The organism is Streptomyces sp. 840.1 (assembly GCF_003751445.1).
In the GTDB taxonomy this organism is placed as follows: Bacteria; Actinomycetota; Actinomycetes; order Streptomycetales; family Streptomycetaceae; genus Streptomyces.
In genome coordinates, this window is sequence record NZ_RJUU01000001.1 from 1,228,244 (window position 1) to 1,247,059 (window position 18,816).

General features: G+C 73.0%; 15 protein-coding genes. 5 read left to right on the plus strand and 10 right to left on the minus strand.

All coding sequences use genetic code 11. The annotated features are described in order from the left end of the window. Positions 1 to 2 precede the first annotated feature (2 nt). Entirely contained in the window at positions 3 to 1,052 is a 1,050-nt protein-coding gene (locus EDD93_RS05520; protein ID WP_123524111.1) for a C40 family peptidase, read from the plus strand. 42 nt (positions 1,053 to 1,094) lie between these two features. Further along, on the plus strand, positions 1,095 to 1,856 hold the full coding sequence (locus tag EDD93_RS05525) for a GNAT family N-acetyltransferase (RefSeq protein WP_123524112.1): 762 nt from the start codon (positions 1,095 to 1,097) through the stop codon (positions 1,854 to 1,856). A 19-nt stretch (positions 1,857 to 1,875) separates the two neighbouring features. Here the strand turns inward: EDD93_RS05525 and EDD93_RS05530 are convergent, their stop codons facing one another. Further along, a complete protein-coding gene (locus tag EDD93_RS05530; protein ID WP_073732601.1) occupies positions 1,876 to 2,580 on the minus strand; it encodes a response regulator transcription factor in 705 nt (234 codons plus the stop codon). Beyond that, positions 2,564 to 3,862: an ATP-binding protein gene (locus tag EDD93_RS05535; RefSeq protein WP_123524113.1), complete on the minus strand. Its 1,299-nt coding sequence runs from the start codon at positions 3,860 to 3,862 to the stop codon at positions 2,564 to 2,566. The genes EDD93_RS05530 and EDD93_RS05535 overlap by 17 nt, the downstream gene beginning before the upstream one ends. 221 nt (positions 3,863 to 4,083) lie before the next feature. Here EDD93_RS05535 and EDD93_RS05540 point away from each other — a divergent pair, with 221 nt between their 5' ends. Both EDD93_RS05540 and EDD93_RS05545 read left to right on the plus strand, forming a co-directional pair. After that, the gene (locus tag EDD93_RS05540) at positions 4,084 to 5,415 is read left to right on the plus strand and encodes a PspC domain-containing protein (protein ID WP_123524114.1); all 1,332 of its coding nucleotides are present in this window, start codon (positions 4,084 to 4,086) and stop codon (positions 5,413 to 5,415) included. Further along, positions 5,402 to 5,665 (plus strand): hypothetical protein, encoded by a 264-nt coding sequence (locus EDD93_RS05545; RefSeq protein ID WP_123524115.1) that lies wholly within the window; start codon positions 5,402 to 5,404, stop codon positions 5,663 to 5,665. The genes EDD93_RS05540 and EDD93_RS05545 overlap by 14 nt, the downstream gene beginning before the upstream one ends. Here EDD93_RS05545 and EDD93_RS05550 read toward each other — a convergent pair. The 4 genes from EDD93_RS05550 to guaA all read right to left on the minus strand — a co-directional run bounded on the left by EDD93_RS05550 (position 5,572) and on the right by guaA (position 10,179). Then, the gene (locus tag EDD93_RS05550; RefSeq protein ID WP_123524116.1) at positions 5,572 to 6,078 is read right to left on the minus strand and encodes a DoxX family protein; all 507 of its coding nucleotides are present in this window, start codon (positions 6,076 to 6,078) and stop codon (positions 5,572 to 5,574) included. The two genes, EDD93_RS05545 and EDD93_RS05550, sit on opposite strands and share 94 nt — an antisense overlap. Positions 6,079 to 6,248: 170 nt before the next feature. Further along, complete coding sequence (locus EDD93_RS05555; protein WP_185092218.1) at positions 6,249 to 7,514, minus strand: hypothetical protein; 1,266 nt, start codon at positions 7,512 to 7,514, stop codon at positions 6,249 to 6,251. Positions 7,515 to 7,640: 126 nt separating this feature from the next. Then, a complete protein-coding gene (locus EDD93_RS05560; protein WP_123524118.1) occupies positions 7,641 to 8,411 on the minus strand; it encodes a class II aldolase/adducin family protein in 771 nt (256 codons plus the stop codon). Positions 8,412 to 8,592: 181 nt separating this feature from the next. Next, positions 8,593 to 10,179: a glutamine-hydrolyzing GMP synthase gene (gene guaA / locus EDD93_RS05565; RefSeq protein ID WP_123524119.1), complete on the minus strand. Its 1,587-nt coding sequence runs from the start codon at positions 10,177 to 10,179 to the stop codon at positions 8,593 to 8,595. Between the two features lie 317 nt (positions 10,180 to 10,496). Here guaA and EDD93_RS05570 point away from each other — a divergent pair, with 317 nt between their 5' ends. Then, on the plus strand, positions 10,497 to 10,805 hold the full coding sequence (locus EDD93_RS05570) for a chorismate mutase (RefSeq protein ID WP_123524120.1): 309 nt from the start codon (positions 10,497 to 10,499) through the stop codon (positions 10,803 to 10,805). Positions 10,806 to 11,152: 347 nt separating this feature from the next. Here EDD93_RS05570 and EDD93_RS05575 read toward each other — a convergent pair whose 3' ends face one another. The 4 genes from EDD93_RS05575 to EDD93_RS05590 form a co-directional block, all read right to left on the minus strand. Next, positions 11,153 to 12,907 (minus strand): peptidase, encoded by a 1,755-nt coding sequence (locus EDD93_RS05575; RefSeq protein WP_123524121.1) that lies wholly within the window; start codon positions 12,905 to 12,907, stop codon positions 11,153 to 11,155. A 358-nt stretch (positions 12,908 to 13,265) separates the two neighbouring features. Then, positions 13,266 to 15,098, minus strand: a complete 1,833-nt coding sequence (locus EDD93_RS05580; protein WP_123524122.1) for a GMC family oxidoreductase N-terminal domain-containing protein — start codon at positions 15,096 to 15,098, stop codon at positions 13,266 to 13,268. A 52-nt stretch (positions 15,099 to 15,150) separates the two neighbouring features. After that, positions 15,151 to 16,779 (minus strand): succinic semialdehyde dehydrogenase, encoded by a 1,629-nt coding sequence (locus tag EDD93_RS05585; RefSeq protein ID WP_123524123.1) that lies wholly within the window; start codon positions 16,777 to 16,779, stop codon positions 15,151 to 15,153. A gap of 192 nt (positions 16,780 to 16,971) precedes the next feature. Continuing rightward, positions 16,972 to 18,696, minus strand: coding sequence for a serine/threonine-protein kinase (locus EDD93_RS05590; RefSeq protein WP_185092219.1), 1,725 nt, complete (start codon positions 18,694 to 18,696; stop codon positions 16,972 to 16,974). Between the last annotated feature and the right edge of the window lie 120 nt (positions 18,697 to 18,816).

An 18,816-nucleotide genomic window follows, 5' to 3' on the forward strand; every position in this document is an offset into this window, starting at 1 on the left:
TCGTGGCCGCGCACCGGAAACCAAAGCAGCGCCCGTACACCGGCTCTGCTGCCCGCACCGCAGCGACCCTCGCCCTCGCCGGGGCCGCGACCGCTGCCGCGCTGCCGGGATCCGCGCACGCCGACCCGACGCCGTCCGCCGCCCAGGTCAAGGCCCAGGTGGACCGGCTGTACCGGGAGGCGGAGGTCGCCACCGAGCAGTACAACGGTGCGAAGGTGAAGACGGCCGCCACCGCCGAGGCCATCGACGCGATGCGCGACGAGGCCGCCCGCAGGACCGAGCGGCTCAACGCCTCGCGCGAGGAGCTGGGTTCGTACGCCGCCGCGCAGTACCGCGCCGGCGGCCTGGACCCGTCGCTGCAGCTGGCGCTCTCCTCGGACCCCGACCAGTACCTGCAGCGCGCCTCGTACGTGGAGCGGGCCGCCGCCGGCCGGAGCGACGAGCTCCGCGCCGTGCAGCGCCAGGTCGCGGACGTGGCCCAGCTGCGGTCCGAGGCGGCGGGGCAGCTGGCCGCGCTCACCGCCCGCCAGGCCGATCTCCAGAAGCACAAGGCGACGGTCCGGTCCAAGCTCTCCGAGGCCCGCAAACTGCTGGCCCGCCTCTCTCCCGCCCAGCGCGCCGCCTACGACGCCTCCGACGACGGCGGCCGGGGCACGGGTCACGCCGACCGCAGCGCCCCCCGCGGCTCCGACCGGGCGCCCAACGCCCGCGCCGCCTCGGCCGTCGCCTTCGCGTACGGGGCACTCGGCAAACCGTACGTCTGGGGCGCCACCGGCCCCTCCTCGTTCGACTGCTCCGGCCTCACCCAGGCCGCCTGGCGCTCCGCCGGTGTCTCGCTGCCCCGGACCACGTACACCCAGATCAACGCCGGCCGGCGCGTCTCACGCTCCGAACTCGCCCCCGGGGATCTGGTGTTCTTCTACTCGGGCATCAGCCATGTCGGCCTCTACATCGGCAACGGGCGGATGATCCACGCCCCGCGCCCCGGAGCCCCGGTCCGCATCGCACCGATCGACGAAATGCCCTTCGCCGGAGCGGCCCGGGTGGCATAGGCTCCCGACCTTCCGACCGACCGGACCGAGGGACACCCACTCATGCCCATGGACTTCGACGTCCAGACCCATGCCCGTACGCTCGCCCTCCGCTCCCCGGACCACTACCGGGTCGGCCCGTTCACGGTGCGCCACAACGTGAACTGGTCGCTGAAGTACGCCAATTACGCGATCCCGGACCAGGGCGCCGAACCGGCACCGGAGGACATCGACGCCCTCATCGCGGGCTTCCGTGAACGGGACCGGATGCCGCGCCTGGAGTACCTGCCCAGCTGGGCGCCGGCGGTCGAACCCGCGCTGCTCGCAGCCGGGTTCACCGTCGAGAACCGGGCCCCGGTCATGGCCTGCGCGCCCGGCGGCCTGCTGCCGCCGAAGCCGGTGGACGGTCTGGTGACGGCCGAACCGATCACGGCCGCGGAGTTCGACGCCGCCGCCCTCGTACAGCACCTGGGGTACGGCGGGACCGGCGAGCCCGAGGGCGGCGAGGCGAAGTGGCTGCGCGACGCGGCGGCGAACGGCGGGGTCGCCGCGCTCGCCACGCTGGAGGGCGTCCCGGCGGGCGCGGGCGGCTGCTCGGTGCCGGTCGACGGCCTCAGCGAGCTGGTGGGCCTGGCCGTCGCCGCGGAGTTCCGGCGCCGCGGCATCGGCGCCGACCTCTCCGCCCGGCTCACCGCGACCGCCTTCGAGCAGGGCTGCCGGGTGGTCTGGCTGGAGCCGGGCGACGCCGATGTGGAACGGATCTACGCGGGCATCGGCTACCGCAGGGTCGGCGAGAAGCTGAACATCTCGCTCGACCCGGCCTGAGCCGGCGGGCCCGCCGGTCTCAGACCAGCCGACGGGCCGTCGCCCAGCGGGTCAGCTCGTGCCGGTTGGACAGCTGGAGCTTCCTCAGCACCGCCGAGACGTGCGACTCGACCGTCTTCACCGAGATGAACAGCTGCTTGGCGATCTCCTTGTAGGCGTAGCCCCGCGCGATCAGCCGCAGCACCTCGCGCTCGCGCTGGGTCAGCCGGTCGAGGTCCTCGTCGACCGGCGGCGCGTCCGTCGAGGCGAAGGCGTCGAGGACGAAGCCGGCCAGCCGGGGCGAGAACACCGCGTCGCCGTCCTGCACCCGGAAGACCGAGTCGACCAGGTCGGCGCCGGTGATCGTCTTGGTGACGTAGCCGCGGGCGCCGCCCCGGATGACCCCGATGACGTCCTCGGCGGCGTCCGACACGGACAGCGCGAGGAAGCGCACCGGGTTCTCCACCGCGCCCATGAACGGGGCGCAGCGGCGCAGCACCTCGACGCCGCCGCCGCCCGGGAGGTGCACGTCCAGGAGGACGACCTCGGGGCGGGTCGCCGTGATGACGGTGACGGCCTGGTCGACGTCGGCGGCCTCGCCCACGACCTCGACGCCGGTCTCCTCGGTGCGGCCGATCTCGGCCTGTACGCCGGTCCGGAACATCCGGTGGTCGTCGACGAGCACGACTCGTACCCGGCGCTCCGGGTCCGCGTGGCCCCCGGTCGCCTCAGTGGTCCCGTTCATCGCTCGTCCTCTCCATCTCCAGCTCGACTTCCGTGCCCCCGCCGGGCACCGAACGCAGCCGGGCGGTACCGCCGTTGCGCTGCATCCGGCCGATGATTGATTCTCGTACGCCCATTCTGTCCCCCGGTACGGAGTCCAGGTCGAACCCCGGCCCCCGGTCGCGCACCGAGACGAAGACCGTGCGGCCCTCGACCTCGGCGTAGACCTGTACGGCGCCGCCCTCGCCACCGTACTTGGCGGCGTTGACCATCGCCTCGCGTGCGGCCTGCATCTGTGCGGTCAGCTTCTCGTCGAGCGGGCAGTCGCCCACGACGACGACTTCCAGCGGGACGCCGTGCTTGTCCTCGACCTCGGCTGCGGCGCGTTTGACGGCCTCGGCCAGGGTCTCGGGTTCGTCGTCCTCGTCCTTGCCGGTGCCCTCGGGGTTGTAGAGCCAGTTGCGCAGCTCGCGCTCCTGGGCGCGGGCCAGTCTGCGCACCTCGCCCGGGTCCTCCGCGTTGCGCTGGATCAGGGTGAGGGTGTGCAGGACGGAGTCGTGCACATGGGCGGCGACCTCGGCGCGCTCCTGGGCCCTGATGCGCATCAGGCGTTCCTCGGAGAGGTCCTGGGTCATCCGGACGAGATAGGGACCGGCCAGCAGGGCGATGCCGGTGAGTACGGCGATGGCCGCGGTGAGGACGTTGCCGAGCTGGGCGGCGGAGCCGCGCACCACCATGAAGCCGGCCAGGCCGAGGCCGACCAGGGCGACTCCGGCGAGCCCCCGGGCCAGGTTGAGGACCCGGCGGCGGCTGCCGACCTCCATCCAGCGGGCGCGGCGGGCGTTGTCGGCCTGCCGCCAGACCAGGACGGAACCGGCGCCGATCAGCAGGGTCGGCCAGATGTAGCGGTCGGCCTTGCTCCCCATGTCGACGTTGCCGACGAAGATCACGGCGCCGATGAGCAGGGCGACGAGGGCGAAGACCTGGCCCCGGTCGGGCTTGCGGAGCCGGCGCCTGCCGTCGGGGGCGGTCTCGAAGACGGACCTCGGGCTGTCCACGCCGCCGACGCCGAGCGGCACGACGATCCAGAACACCGCGTACAGGAGCGCGCCGAGGCCGTCCGCGAAGAACAGTCCGAGGAAGACGAACCGCACCCAGGCGACCGGCAGCCCGAGGTGTCCGGCGAGACCGCGTGCGACGCCGCCGAGCAGCCGTCCGTCGGCGCTGCGGTACAGCTTGCGCAGCGGTGGCTCCTCCGGATCGGGGTTGAGGGAGCTGGCGGCTCGGGTGGTGGCGGCTGGCATGCCCCGATCGTCACACGTGGGTGCGGCCGGTGGCATCAGGGTCGGCCCCCACTTCGACCCTGAGAGCCGGGCGGAGAGCCGGGCTGGACCCGTGCGGAGAGCCGGGACGGAGGGGGCCGGTGCCCGGAACGGTCCCTTCAGGGTCCGGCGGGGGTGATCTCAGGGTTCGTCCAGGGTCGGGGCGGGTGCCGGACGGGCCCGCCGCCCGTCACCATGGAGCCATGACCGTTCCCCAGGATGCGCCGCCCGGCGCCGTACCGTCCGCCGGGCCGGGCGGGCGACTGCACCGCAGCTCGCGGCAGAAGGTGGTGGCCGGGGTCTGCGGCGGCCTCGGCCGGTACTGCGACGTCGATCCGGTGATCTTCCGGATCGTGCTCGGGGTGCTCTCCGTGACCGGGGGGCTCGGGCTGATCTTCTACGGCTTCGCGTGGCTGCTCGTCCCGCTGGATGGCGAGGAGGAGAACGAGGCGCGCCGGCTGCTGTCGGGCCGGGTGGAGGGGGCCTCGCTGATCGCGGTGCTGTTCGCGCTGGTCGGCTGCGGCCTGTTCCTGTCCATGCTGGGCAACGGCGGCACGCTGGCGTTCTCCGCGATGCTGGCCCTCGCGGTGATCGGCTTCTCGGTGTGGACGCAGCACCGCAGGACCGCCGATCCGCAGGGCCCCCTGCATCCCGCGGCCGCGCAGGCGGTCTCGGACGCGCCGCCCGAGGTGAAGGCGCCGCCCCGGCCGGACAGCCCGTCCTGGTGGCGGGACCCGATCATCAAGGACGGCACCACGGGCCCGTTGGGCTCCGGCTATCTCTGGGGACCGGCGGACACGGCGACGGACAGCCGGGCGGCCGGGCCGCGCGGGGCGACGGCGGCCGGCCCGTTCCGGACGCCCCGCACATCGCGGCAGGACCCGGACGCGACGTCGATCGCGGGGGCCGTCTTCCTGCTGGCGGTGCTGGCGGGCGTGGTCGGCGCGAGGGCGAACTGGGACACCCAGCCGCTGGGGCTGAGCCTGCAGATCGGCCTGGCCGCCGCGCTCGCGGTGTTCGGGGCGGGGCTGCTGGTCAGCGCGTTCGTGGGCCGGACCGGCTTCGGCACGGTGCTGCTCGCGATGATCACCGCAGGCCTGCTGGCGGGTGCGTCCGTGCTGCCCGCCGACATCACCGCGCACTGGGTGCGCCAGGAGTGGCGGCCGGCCACGGTGGCCGCGGTGCAGCCCCGCTACGAGGTGGGCTCCGGGGTGGCGGACCTCGATCTCACCCGGGTCGCCGTGCCCAGGGGCGACACGCTCACGACCCGGGTGGAGGTCGGCGCGGGCCGGGTCGTGGTCCGCGTGCCGGCGGCGGTGACCGTACGGCTGAGCGCGCGCGCCGGTGTCGGCGACATCAGGCTGCCGGGCGAGGCGCCGGGCGGCGGATCGCGAAAGGACGACGTGGACATCAGGGTCTCCGAGAACGAGCACCGGACGCTGCCGCCCGCGTCGGGCGGCGGGACGGCGGGCACCGTGGAACTCGATCTGGAAGTCGGCATCGGACAGGTGGAGGTCACCCGTGCTGCGTCATGAGATCCGGCCCGGACGGGCGGTGGCGGGCCTGGTGATGCTGGGCCTGGCGGCCGGCTACGCGGCGGATGCCGCAGGCGCCTGGCACGCCCCGCTGACGTTCTTCGTCGCGCTGTTCACCGCCGGCCTCTGGGTCTCCGTCCTGACCACCTGGGCGGCCTACCGGATCCGGCGCCGCCGGGGCGGGAGAACGCCGTCCACGGAGAACGACGTGGCCCCGCCGAGCAGCAGCGGCAGCCAGGCCATGAGGTAGATCAGGTCGTTGCCGAGGTAGTACGGCTCGGCCTGCCAGCTGACGGTCAGCCACAGGCTCAGCGAGATGAGCGCACCGCCGAGCGCGGCGATCCTGGTCCACAGGCCCAGGAGCGTCCCGATCCCGACGAGGAGTTCACCGATCGCGATGGCGTAGCCGAAGCCGGACGGGCTCTTGAGCGCGAGGTCGACCAGGGCCGGGATCGCTGCGGAGTCCCGGACCGCGTTCATCGTCTCGCCGATGGAGCCGGCGCCGGTGGTGTGGAAGAAGGCGCTGTCGGTCAGCTTGTCGAGCCCGGCGTAGACGAAGGTGACCCCGAGGAAGATCCGCAGCGGCAGCAGGGCGTGCTCCCGTGCCAGCTCCCGCAGGCTCCTCGGCTCGCCAAGACCGCGCCCGTTCATGCCGTAGTGCATGGTTGTCCCGCCTTCCGCAGCCCTGCGGCGGACCGCCGGCCCCGCCCACAGGGCCATTCGACCCTCGCCGGACCGTTCGACCCGTCACCAGACCTTACGACCTCGCGCGCGGCCGGCTCCCGGTGCCCCGAGGGCCCCGGAGCGGGCCCCGGGCCGATGGGCGGCGGGTCTCAGTCGGTCACGTCGATCTCGACGCGGTTGGACTCCGTGCCCGCCGCCGTGACCACCTGCACCTCGACCACCCCCGGCTCCACCTCCACCGGCACCGGCACGGTCAGCACGGTGTCGCTCGGGTTGGCGAAGCCGCCCGGGACCGGGATCAGCGGCACGTGGACGTGGACCGCGCCGATCCGGACGACCATCCGGGCCAGCCGGTCGGGAGCCCCCGCGCCGGGCGGCACGAACCCCGCGCCCCGGATCTCGATGTCGTCGCCGGTACGGATCGGGGCGTCCAGATCGCCGGCCTCCCGGGCCCTGACGACCGAAAGGACCACGGGCCGGCCGGACTCGGTGTACTTGCCGGCGAAGTACGCCGCCGCCGAGACGCCCACCAGCAGGGCAAGGCCCCACGGCAGATCGGGCAGCTGCTCGGGCCGCCGGGCGAGGCGGACGGCGGCGAAGAGCACCGCGACGGTGGACACGAGCACGTACTGCACGTCCGTGAAGGCGCCCCGGCCCGCGTCGTCGGTCAGCAGGTCGGCGGCGCGCGGCCGGTCGGCCCGCAGCTTCTGGAGCCGCCCGGACAGCACCCGTACGCCCACCACGCGCTTGACCACCACGGCGATGGCGCACACCAGCGCCAGCACGCTCACCACCCCGGCGCCGCGCGCCAGGTCCAGGCCCTCGATCAGCGCGTCGCGCTGCGCGTGGCCGGAGGCGCCCGCCAGCTGGAGCGCGAGGACGAGCACGGAGAAGACCGCGAGCAGCACCCAGGACGCGGCGACCGCCCTGGAGGTGGAGAGCCGGTTGTCCTCACCGATGAGCGGGGCGAGGAGGCCGCCGCGCTCCCGGTGGACGTGGGCGGCTGCGGTCAGAGTCGCGGCGGTGACGAGTCCGGCGACCAGTCCGGCGGTACGGGCGTGCGTCCAGCCCGCCCCGATCGCGGTGGCGGCCTCGGCGACGGCCAGTACGGCTACGGCGCCCCACACGGTGACCAGGGTGCGCTGCCACACCCGGTACAGCCAGGCGTCGCCCTCCTCGCGGCCCCGGTCCGCGACGGCGCGCGCGGACTGGGTCAGCTCGTCCGAGACCCACTGCCGGGTCGCGGAGGCGGACCGGGCGACCCCGGCGGGCAGCCCCTGACCTGCGGCGAGTTCGTCCCGCTTGGCCAGGAAGGCGGCCACCGCGCGCCGGTGTCCCTCGCGCGCTCCGTGCGGGCAGTCGCCGCACGTACAGCCACCGCCGTGCGCGCCTTGTCGTGCCTCGTCCAACGCCACGGAGAACGCCGCCCTTTCCCGCCTCTGTACAGCTGCCGGTCGATCCAACTCAGCTGTGATCGCTGCGAATTGTGCCGTACCGGGCGGGCTGATACCGCATCGGGGCGCATCGGGCGGGTGGGTTCGTCAGAACGTTCGAGCGATGCGCTGCCACTGCGGCTGGTAGTTGATCCAGGCGACCAGGTCGCTGCCGAGCTGCTCCCGGGTGGCGAGCGCGTCCCGGTGCTCGATCAGCACCGGCTTCCCGGCCGCCCGCGCGGCCAGCTGCACCTGGCAGGACCGCTCCAGCGTGAGGAACCACCAGGCCGCCGCGTCCACCGAGTCGCCCACGGTCAGCAGGCCGTGGTTGCGCAGGACGACCGCCTTGCGGGCGCCGAGCGCGGCCGCGATCCGGCGTCCCTCGTCCTCGTCCACGACGACCCCGGTGTACGCGTCGTAGAGGGCGTGGTCCTCGTAGAAGGCGCAGGACTCCTGGGTGATCGGCTCGATGAGCTCCCCCAGCGCGGCCAGCGCGCGGCCGTGCACCGAGTGCGTGTGCGCGACGGCGACGACGTCCGGGCGGGCCCGGTGCACCTGGGCGTGGACGGCGAACGCCGCCTGGTTGACGTGGTGGCGGCCCTCGACGACCTGCCCCTCCCCGTTGACCAGGATCAGCTCGTCCGGGCGCAGCCCCTCGAAGGGGGCGCCGAAGGGGTTGACCCAGAAGCAGTCGGTGAACTCCGGGTCCCGCGCCGTGATGTGCCCGGAGACGCCGTCCTCGTACCCGTACTCACCGAACAGGCGCAGGGCTCCGGCCAGGCGTTCCTTGCGGTGGGTGCGTTCCTCGTGGAGGGAGGCGTGCACGGGCGGCATCGCGAAGTGGAGCTGGTCCACCGGTATGGGTGTGGGCTCGGGCATGGCGGCTCCTCGGGGCTCCCTGACGTACGGGATCAGGCGTACGGGATCGGAAGTTACCGCCGGTTGCCGCAGGTGGCCAGAGGGATCGGGGACCGATTCGGGGCGGGCCCGGCCCGGAACGCGGCGATGCCGCCGCCCGTGGGAACGGGCGGCGGCATCGCGGCGGGTACCGGGTGGGGGGTTACTCCCACTCGATGGTGCCCGGCGGCTTGCTCGTCACGTCGAGGACGACGCGGTTGACGTCGGCCACCTCGTTGGTGATGCGGGTGGAGATCTTGGCGAGGGTCTCGTACGGCAGCCGCGACCAGTCCGCCGTCATGGCGTCCTCGGAGGAGACCGGGCGCAGCACGATCGGGTGGCCGTAGGTGCGGCCGTCGCCCTGGACGCCGACGCTGCGGACGTCCGCGAGGAGGACCACCGGGCACTGCCAGATGTCGCGGTCCAGGCCGGCCGCGGTCAGCTCCTCGCGGGCGATGGCGTCGGCCTCGCGGAGCAGGTCGAGCCGCTCCTTGGTGACCTCGCCGACGATGCGGATGCCGAGGCCGGGGCCGGGGAAGGGCTGGCGCTGGACGATCTCATCGGGCAGCCCGAGCTCCTGGCCGACCATCCGGACCTCGTCCTTGAACAGCTGGCGCAGCGGCTCGACGAGCTGGAACTCGATGTCGTCGGGGAGCCCGCCCACGTTGTGGTGGGACTTGATGTTGGCGGTGCCGGTGCCGCCGCCGGACTCGACTACGTCCGGGTAGAGCGTGCCCTGGACGAGGAAGGCGACCTCGGGGCCGTCCTCCTGGAGGATCTCCAGCTGGGCCTGCTCGAAGACGCGGATGAACTCGCGGCCGATGATCTTCCGCTTCTGCTCCGGGTCGGACACGCCGGACAGGGCGTCCAGGAAGCGCTTCTCCGCGTCGACGACCTTCAGCTTCGCGCCGGTCGCGGCGACGAAGTCCTTCTCGACCTGCTCGGTCTCGCCCTTGCGCATCAGCCCGTGGTCGACGTACACGCAGGTCAGCTGGGAACCGATGGCCTTCTGGACGAGGGCGGCGGCGACGGCGGAGTCCACGCCGCCGGAGAGCCCGCAGATGGCGCGCTTGTCGCCGACCTGCTCGCGGATGAGGGCGATCTGCTCCTCGACGACGTTGGTGGTCGTCCAGTTCGGCTCGATGCCCGCGCCCCGGTACAGGAAGTGCTCCAGCACCTGCTGGCCGTGCGTGGAGTGCAGGACCTCGGGGTGGTACTGGACGCCGTAGAGCTTCTTCTCGTCGTTCTCGAAGGCGGCGACCGGCACGACGTCGGTGGACGCGGTGACGGTGAAGCCCTCGGGGGCGGCGGAGCAGGCGTCGCCGTGCGACATCCACACCGACTGCTGGTCCGGGGTGCCCTCGAAGAGGGTCGAGCCGGACTTGGAGACGGCGAGCGCGGTGCGGCCGTACTCGCGGGCACCGTTGTCGTCGACGGTGCCGCCGAGGGTGGTGGCCATCAGCTGGAAGCCGTAGCACATGCCGAAGACGGGGACCCCGGCCTCGAACAGCGCGCGGTCGAGCGAGGGCGCGCCCTGCGCGTACACGGAGGAGGGGCCGCCGGACAGGATGATCGCGCGGGGGTTCTTGGCCAGCATCTCGGCCACCGGCATCGTGGACGGCACGATCTCGCTGTAGACCCGGGCCTCACGGACGCGGCGGGCGATGAGCTGGGCGTACTGCGCGCCGAAGTCGACAACGAGGACCACGTCGGTGGTGGTGTCGGGGGCGGCGGGGGGTGCTGCTGGCACGGGGCGGCCTTCCGGCGGTGGAGAGGGGGTCGGTTCTTCCGATTCTACCGGCCGTGGACCATCGCCCCGCCGGACTCCCGTCTCACCATCCGGGCCCGGTGCGAGCCCCGGCCCGGAGCGGGTCCATACTGTCTGCCATGCGTCAGCACACGATCTTCGTCTTTACCTATGGCACCCGGCCCGCCGGCTGCCATGGTCGTGCTGCTTGAGCAACTGACAAGCATCGTTCCAGGCGCCCCGGGCCGACAGGCCCGGGGCGTTCTGGCGTTCCGGGCCCGGTCGGCCCCGGGGAGCCGCAGCTACCCGGGAGACCCGCCATGAGCAGCACCGCAGCAGCCCGCCCCGCCACCTCCGCCGAGGCGACCGGCGCGCACACCGAGGAGGCCGCGTCCCTGATCGGCGACGCCCGTGCGCGCATCGACGCCCTCGACGACCGGATCATCGGTCTCGTCCAGGAACGGATGGCCGTCTCCTCGGTCATCCAGGAGGCCAGGATCACCTCCGGGGGCCGCCGGGTGAACCTCTCCAGGGAGATGGAGATCCTCGGCCAGTACCGGGACGCGCTCGGTAAGCCGGGCACCTCCCTCGCGATGACGCTGCTGGAGCTGTGCCGCGGCCGCGTGTGACGCGCCGCAGGGCTGTACGGACGTATCCCAGTTCGGGCGGGGTCTCACCCGTACGGCGCGTGACCGGGCCCGTCGCGGCTTCGTTGGTCCCGTTGTCCGTGCCAGCCAGGGGCGGCTGTGGAACGAAACCACGCGTGGCTTCGCCGGGGCGTGTGGCGTACCGCTGGTACGCCGTGGGACCGCGCACCGGCGTGCGTGACCGGTCGGCAGGGGACAGCAGCCCGGTCACCCGGAGGGCCAGCCCCCAGGGGCCGGACCCTCCAGGGAACGGCCGGCTCCGGGGACGCCCGGGGCCGGCCGCTCTTCGTTTCCGTCCGCTGCCGTACGGCCTGAGCCGTGTCCTCGGCTCAGCGGACCGCGCGGCGGCGGGACACCGTGTAGAGGACCCCGCCCGCGACCAGCGCGACGGCGGCCGCGGCGCCGGTCATCAGGGCGACGGAGCCGGTGGCGGCGAGGCCGCCGCCGGAGCCGCCGCCGGTGGCGTCACCCGTCGAGGAGGAGCCGGCCGAACCGCCCGTGGCGCCCGGCGCACTGCCGCCGGAGTCGCCCGGACCCCCGGTGGAACCGGTGGAGCCGGTGGAACCTGTGGTGGCGCCCGCCGAGCCGCCCGAACCGGCGTCGCCGTCGCCGGTGGCGGCGCCCGGGTCGCCCGTGCCGGAGTCCTTGGCGTTCAGCACCAGCGCGGCGCTGTTGTTGGCGGGCTCGGGGTCGAAGGCCGGCTCCGGGTCCCGGAGGGAGGTGTTGCGGACCACGACCTTGCCGGACGCGCCCTCGACCACCTCGGTGATCCTCAGCTCGAAGGGCAGGGCGAAGTCGGCGTCCTCGCGGACGGACATCGGGGTGGAGCAGAAGTAGCGCGGGGCGCCGGTCTGGTTCTCGCGGTACTCCCCGTCGGCCGTCACACCCCGGCAGAGGTCCGGCTTGGAGACGACCGACGCGCCCTCGGGCACGGTGACATCGACGGTGGCGACGTCCTCGCCGGAGCGGATGTTCCCGATCCACGCCGGTCCCCGGTTGCGGAACCCGACCGTCACCTCGACGGAGTCGCCGGCCGCGCCCTTCGCGCGGGCGCCGTACGCCTCGAAGTCGGCGGTGTTGTCGGTCCGGAAGTCGACGTCCTGCTGGTTGTCGCTCGGGTCCAGGTCGGCCGTCAGTGCCGCGGGGGCCTTGTGCAGGGCCAGCGTGGCGCCCTTGCCGGGGCTGAACCGCGCACCGGCGCGCTGCGCCGCGCGGGCGGCGGATCCGCCCTCCTCGATGCGGTAGAGGAACGAGTCGTAGAGGGCGCGCCGCGTGGCCCTGATGGCGGGCGGCTCGGCGAGCGTGTAGGCGACGCCGGGCTCGTAGCTGCCGTCGAAGGTGCACAGGGCGGTGGTCCAGGCGCCGGGGCTGCCCATGCCCAGCTCGGACTCGCTGTACTCGCAGTTCTGGTACCGCTCCGTGAACTCCATGCCGCGGGTGTACCGCAGGGTGAGCAGCAGGCCGTCGGCCGCGCGGGTGCCGTTGTTCGTGAAGGTGATGGGCACCGGCTGGGTGTCGCCGGGCTTGAGCTCCTGCCTGAACGGCAGCCGCTCCATCGACAGGTCGGGGCCGCCGATGCCGATCCGGGCGGTGAACGAGGTGAACGTGGCCCCGTCCGCCTCGGCGGTGACCTCGATGGCGCCCGTGTCGCCGTTCGCGCTCCCCTTCGCCGCGGTGACGTCGAGCTCCGCGAGCGTGCTCAGGCCGGGGAAGATGCCCCAGTCGTGGCAGACGGCACTGGTCCCGGTGACGGTGCAGTCGCCACTGGCCTCCTTGTCGAAGGCAACGTCCGCGACGCCCTTGATCCCGCTGAGGTCGAAGCGGACGGTGTACTCGCCCTGGAAGGCGCCGTTCTCCTCGTCCTCGGACGGGTTGCTGACCGTGAACTCGAGGGAGGCCTTCTGCGGGGCGCCCGTCGCCGGATACGGATACAGTGCGGTCCCGGCCGGACCGCCGAGCGTGAACTCGGGGACTGCCGCCTCTGCCGGAGCGGTCAGGGCGAGAGATCCGGCGGCCAGCAGACCGGCTGCGGCGAATCCACCCGCGGCTCTGCGCAGAGCCGCTCTCGGGGTCGTGCTTCTCATATCGCGGGCTCTCCGGGTCGTGAGGAGCTGAGTGATCGCCGTTGCGGCGACGAGGGTACGACCACGGGCCCGGGTGAATAGTTGCGCGGCTCCGGATCACGGAACGAGCACATCGCGGATCACCCGCATCACCGGTCGCACACATCACTGAACGCCCACATCACCGACGTGACTGACGTCACACAGGGATTCCGTGAACTCCGGGACAACCATCGGGCCACCTTGCAGGTCATGCATGCGGAACCAGAACCACCGGTCGCATCCGTAACTCGGCTTCACCGGTAGAGCATGAGGGGCTGCACTCGGAGGGGGGTGCAGCCCCTTCTGCTGTCCCCTGCGCGTGCGGCCCCTCCGGCCCTCAGGCCCGGCCGGACTCCTTCGGCGGCATCGCGGGCATCCCCAGGAACGGCAGCCTCAGCGCGCCGAACGCCTCCTTCGGAACGGCCGGTGCCTGCGGTTCGACCGCCGCCAGCCGCTCGTACGCCCCGCCCGCCGCCGGGCGGGGGTCCCGCTCGCCCTTGTTCGGCCAGAAGGACATGGCGCGCTCGGCCTGCGCGGTGATCGTCAGCGACGGGTTGACGCCGAGGTTGGCGGAGACCGCCGAACCGTCGACCACCGAGATGCCCGGGTGCCCGTACAGGCGGTGGTAGGGGTCGATGACGCCCTCCTCGGCGCTCGCGCCGATCGGGCAGCCGCCGAGGAAGTGCGCGGTGAGCGGGGTGCCCATCAGCTCGCCGATGTTGGAGCCCGCGAAGCCGTTGATCTCGTCGGCGAGCAGCGTCGCGCTCCGGGTGGCCTCCGCGATCTGGGTCGGGTTGGGCGCGCCGTGGCCCTGCCGGGCGGTGAGCAGGCCCTTCCCTATGCCGCCCGGCTTGCGGTAGGCGGTCAGGGAGTTGTCCAGCGACTGCATGACGAGCCCTATGATCGTCCGCTCCGACCAGTGCCGGTTGGAGAGCGAGCGCACGGCGAGCGCCGGGTGCCTGGCCATGTTGCCGAGCCAGCCCAGCACCCGGTGGGTGCCGTAGGGGACCTGGAGGATGGTCATCCCGCCCATCGCGTTGGATCCCCTGCCGTAGCGGACCGGTTCGATGTGGGTGTTCTCGTCGGGGTGGATCGAGGACGTGATGGCGACGCCCCGGGTGAAGTCGGCCTTGGTGCCGTGCTTCCTGCGGTAGCGCCGGTCGGAGGTCTGCGCCCCCACGAGCCCTTCGGAGTTGGTCCGGGTCAGCTCCCCGAGCCGGGAGGAAAGCCGGGGCAGCAGCCCCCGGTCCTTCATCGTGTGCAGCAGGGTCTGGGTGCCGTACGTGCCCGCCGCCACGACCACCTGGCGGGCGCGCAGCCGCGTCGGCTTCGCCTTCCGGCGGCGGTCGGTGGGCACGGTGGTGACGCGGTAGCCGCCCTCCGGGTGGTCGGTGACCGCGACGACCGAGGTCATCGGGTGGATGACCGCTCCGGCCTTCTCCGCGAGGTGGAGGTAGTTCTCGTTGAGGGTGTTCTTCGCGCCGTGCCGGCAGCCGGTCATGCATTCGCCGCACTCGGTGCAGGCCTTGCGGGCGGGGCCCGCGCCGCCGAAGTACGGGTCCGCGACCGTGCCGCCGGGCCTGGCCCGCGCCGTCCCGTCGGCGTCCTTGCCGTCGCCGAAGAAGACACCGACCGGGGCGAGGTGGAAGGTGTCGCCGACGCCCATGGCCTCGGCGGCCGCCTTGAGATGGACGTCCGAGGGGGTCGTCGTCGGGTTGAGCCGGACCCCGAGCATCCGCGTGGCCTGGTCGTAGTACGGCTTCAGCTCGTCCTGCCAGTCGGTGATGTGCGCCCACTGGCGGTCCTCGAAGAACGGGGCCGGGGGCACGTACAGCGTGTTGGCGTAGTTCAGCGAACCGCCGCCGACCCCCGCGCCGGCCAGCACCATCACCTTGCCGAGCAGATGCACCCGCTGGATGCCGAAGAGCCCGAGCGCCGGGGCCCACAGGTAGTTCTTCAGGTCCCAGCTGTTCTTGGGCAGGGTGGCGGGGGTGAACCGGCGGCCCGCCTCCAGGACGCCGACCCGGTACCCCTTCTCGCTCAGCCGCAGGGCCGACACAGCGCCGCCGAAGCCCGAGCCGACGACCAGTACGTCGTAGTCGTACGCGGCGTCGTCGTCGGCCGCACCGCCGGGTCCGGCCTGATTCTGGGCAGGGCTGTCCTGGGACATGGCACTCCTCCGTACGAAAAGGACAGAAATGCTGCGGTGGTGCGGGGGCGGATCAGCGCAGCCGGAAGGCCTTCATCGCCTTCAGGCTGAGGCTCATGAACGCCGCGTACTTCTCGTCGTCCATCCCGAAGGACGGGGCGAGCGGGATCAGCCGCTGCTGGGCGACCGTCTGGGCCTCGGTGTACTTGAGGATGCCCTCGGAACCGTGCCGGCGGCCGAGGCCGGACTCCTTCATGCCGCCCATCGGGGACTGCACGCTGCCGTACGCGGGGGCGTAGCCCTCGTTGATGTTGACCGTGCCGGTGCGCAGCCGGGCGGCGACCCGGTGGCCGCGCCTGCCGTCCTTGGTCCAGACACTGGAGTTCAGGCCGTACGGGGTGGCGTTGGCGCGGGCGATGACCTCGTCCTCGTCGCTGAAGCGGTAGACGGAGACGACCGGTCCGAAGGTCTCCTCGGTGCAGACGGCCATGGGCGCCTCGACGCCGTCGAGGATGGTCGGCTCGTAGAACAGCGGGCCGATGTCGGGGCGGGCGACGCCGCCCGCGACGAGCGTGGCGCCCTTCTCGACGGCCTCCGCGACGTGCCGGCTCACCGTCTCCAGCTGGCGTTCACCGACCAGCGAGCCCATGTCGGCCCCGTAGGCGAGGGAGTTGCCGAGCCGCATGGCCTTCGTGCGGGCGGCGAACCGCGCCAGGAAGTCGTCCGCGACCGACTCGTGCACGTACAGCCGCTCGATGGAGATGCAGAGCTGGCCGGCGGAGGAGAAGCAGGCGCGGACGGCGCCCGCGGCGGCCTTCTCCACGTCGGCGTCCTCCAGGACCATCATGGCGTTCTTGCCGCCGAGCTCCAGCGAAACCCCGACGAGCCGGGCCGCGGCGCCCTGGGCGACCTCGCGGCCGGTACGGGTGGAGCCGGTGAACGAGACGTAGTCGGCGTGCTTGACGACCTCGGGGCCCACCACCGGTCCGTCACCGAGCACGACCTGGAACACCTCGGCGGGCAGCCCGGCCTCGATCAGCAGGTCACGGGCCCACAGCGCGGTCAGCGCGGTCTCCGTGTCGGGCTTCATCACCACGGCGTTGCCGGACACGAACGCGGGCAGGGCGTCGCCGACGGACAGTTCGAGGGGGTAGTTCCACGGCGCGATCTGGCCGACGACACCGCGCGGCTGGCGCAGCTCGGTGACCTTGGTGAGGGTCGGTACGACACCGGTGTGCCGCCTCGGCCGCAGGTACGAGCCGGCCTTGCGGCCGTAGTGCCGGGCGGCGACGGCGACGGCCTGCACCTCCTCGTGGGCGTGCAGCCGCGCCTTGCCGGTCTCCAGCTGGATGAGGTCGAGGACCTCGGACTGGCGGCCGAGCACCAGGTCGTGGAAGCGCAGCAGCACCGCGGCCCTGGCCCGGACGGGCATCGCGGCCCAGGCCGGCTGGGCCGCACGGGCCCGCTCGAAGGCGGCGGCCACGTCCTCGGGGGTGGACTCCGGCAGGTCGGCCAGCTTCTCCCCGGTGAACGGGGTGTGGTTCGCCGTACGGCCGGAGCCGGCGACGCCGCGGGTCAGCTGCGCGATCACCTCGGGGGTCACGACGTCGGCGGCCGTGCGCACGCCCGCGGGCGCCGCGGCCACCGGGTTGGTGCCGACACCGGCGGCGGGGGTGGGCGTGGAGGCCTGCAAGTCCGTCATGAGGGCGAGAGTACGTCCAGCCGGATGCTTTGGGTACCCGTGGGTAACGGCTTTTCACAGTCCCCACAGGAGCCCTCCGCGAGCACCCGCCGATCAAGCCAGTGTCCACTGGCTACATAAGCGCTGATCAGGGGCTATCTTCCCGGGCTCGCGCTATGCCGGCCGCGCTCGTACTTCCTGGGAGTGACGGCGTCAGCCGGTGTCCCCCGGTGCGCGCCAGCCGCGCAGCATCGTGTCGAACTGCTCCCGGGTGGTGTCCCAGTCCGCCGCCGGCCCGGTCATGTACAGCGCGTACTCCGGCCCGCCGTCGTCCGCGTAGTACATCTGGTCGATGGCGTGCCGCTGCTCGCCGCTGTTCTCGGTCCAGGTGAACTCCCAGAGCGATCCGGGGTGGTCACGGTAGACGTTGTCGCGCAGCACCAGGCCCCGGTACTGCGGCAGCCGCTTGCGCAGCCCCGGCTCCAGGTTCTGCATGTGCTGGTAGGAGGTCTCGAAGTCGGGCTGCTGGTCGATGCTGATGCGGAGGTAGCGCTTGCCGTTGTCCGGGGTGTAGTCGATGTTCGTGCCGTTCGTCCGGCGCTCCCAGCCCTGCGGCACGAGGAGGCTGAACCCCTCCGGGTCGTGGACCCGCTTCCAGCCGGCCGGTACGCCCTTGAGCGTCGGATCGGGCTTCGGACCGGGCTTGCCGGAGGCGTCGGGCGAGGACTTGTGGGGAGCCGGGTCCGGCGAGCTCCCGCCCGGGTCCCCGGTGCCGCCGCTCGCGGCGCTGCTCTCCGGGTGGTCCCGGTACTTCATCGCGGCGACTCCCGCGCCGACGCCGAGCAGCGCCGCCAGGGCGAGGACGAGCAGCGCCGTGCGCCACCGGCCGCGACCGGGCCGGGCCGCCGCCGGGGCGGGCCCGGCGGGCGGGACGGCGCCGGGGTGCGGCTGCGGGGCGGTGCCGCCGGGGTAGGGCAGCTGGGCCGTGCCACCGGGGTGGGGCAGCTGTGCCGTGCCCCCTGAGGTGGCGCCGGAGCCCATCGCGCGCAGGACCTCCTCCGGCACCTGCTGCGTCGGGACGTACGCCTGGGCCGCCCGGGGCTGGCGCCCCTCCATGGCCTCGAGCAGCATCCGTTCCGTCTCCGCGGCCGACGGCCGGTCCTCCGGCTCCTTGCGGAGCAGCGCGGTGATGACGGGGGCCAGCGGCCCGGCCCGGACCGGGTCCGGGGGATCCTCCGCGACGACGGCCTGCATGGTGGATATCGGAGAGGTGCGCCGGAACGGCGATCTGCCCTCGACCGCCGTGTACAGCGTGGCACCCAGCGACCACAGGTCGGACGCGGGACCGGGGTCGCCCCCGCGGACCCGCTCGGGCGCCAGGTAGTCGATGGACCCGACCAGTTCGCCGGTCCTGGTGATGGTCGAGTCGCCCTCTATCGCGGCTATCCCGAAGTCGGTGAGCAGCACCCGGCCGTCCCGGGCGAGCAGGACGTTGCCCGGCTTCACGTCACGGTGCAGCACCCCGGCGCTGTGTGCGGCGCGCAACGCGCCCAGCACGTGCAGGCCGATCCTGGCGGCCTCGCGCGGGACCAGCTCGCCGGATTCCTTGGCGGCGTCGGCGAGTGACGGGCCGTCGACGTACTGCATGACGATCCACGGCCGGTTGTCGTACTCGATGACGTCGTGAACCGTGACCACGCCCGGATGCGTGATGCGGGCGGCGGCGCGGGCCTCCTTCTGCGTACGGGCGTGCAGCACCACCCGGTCCGCCTCCGCGACGTACAGCCCGGCGGTCAGCTCCTTGACGGCGACGGTGCGGTGCAGCACCTCGTCGTGGGCTCTCCAGACCTTGCCCATGCCGCCGCGCCCGAGGACTTCACCGAGCCGGTATCGCCCGGCCAGCAACAGTCCCGCATCCGTGCCCTGTGATCGATCCACGTATCCCTGCCCCGTTCCTTCGGATGACAGGTTACGGATGAGAGGTGCGGCCACGGAACCTCGCACCGCCCACGAGATCGCACTGTGATGCTTGTCGCGTCGTCCTGTCGCTCTGGGGTC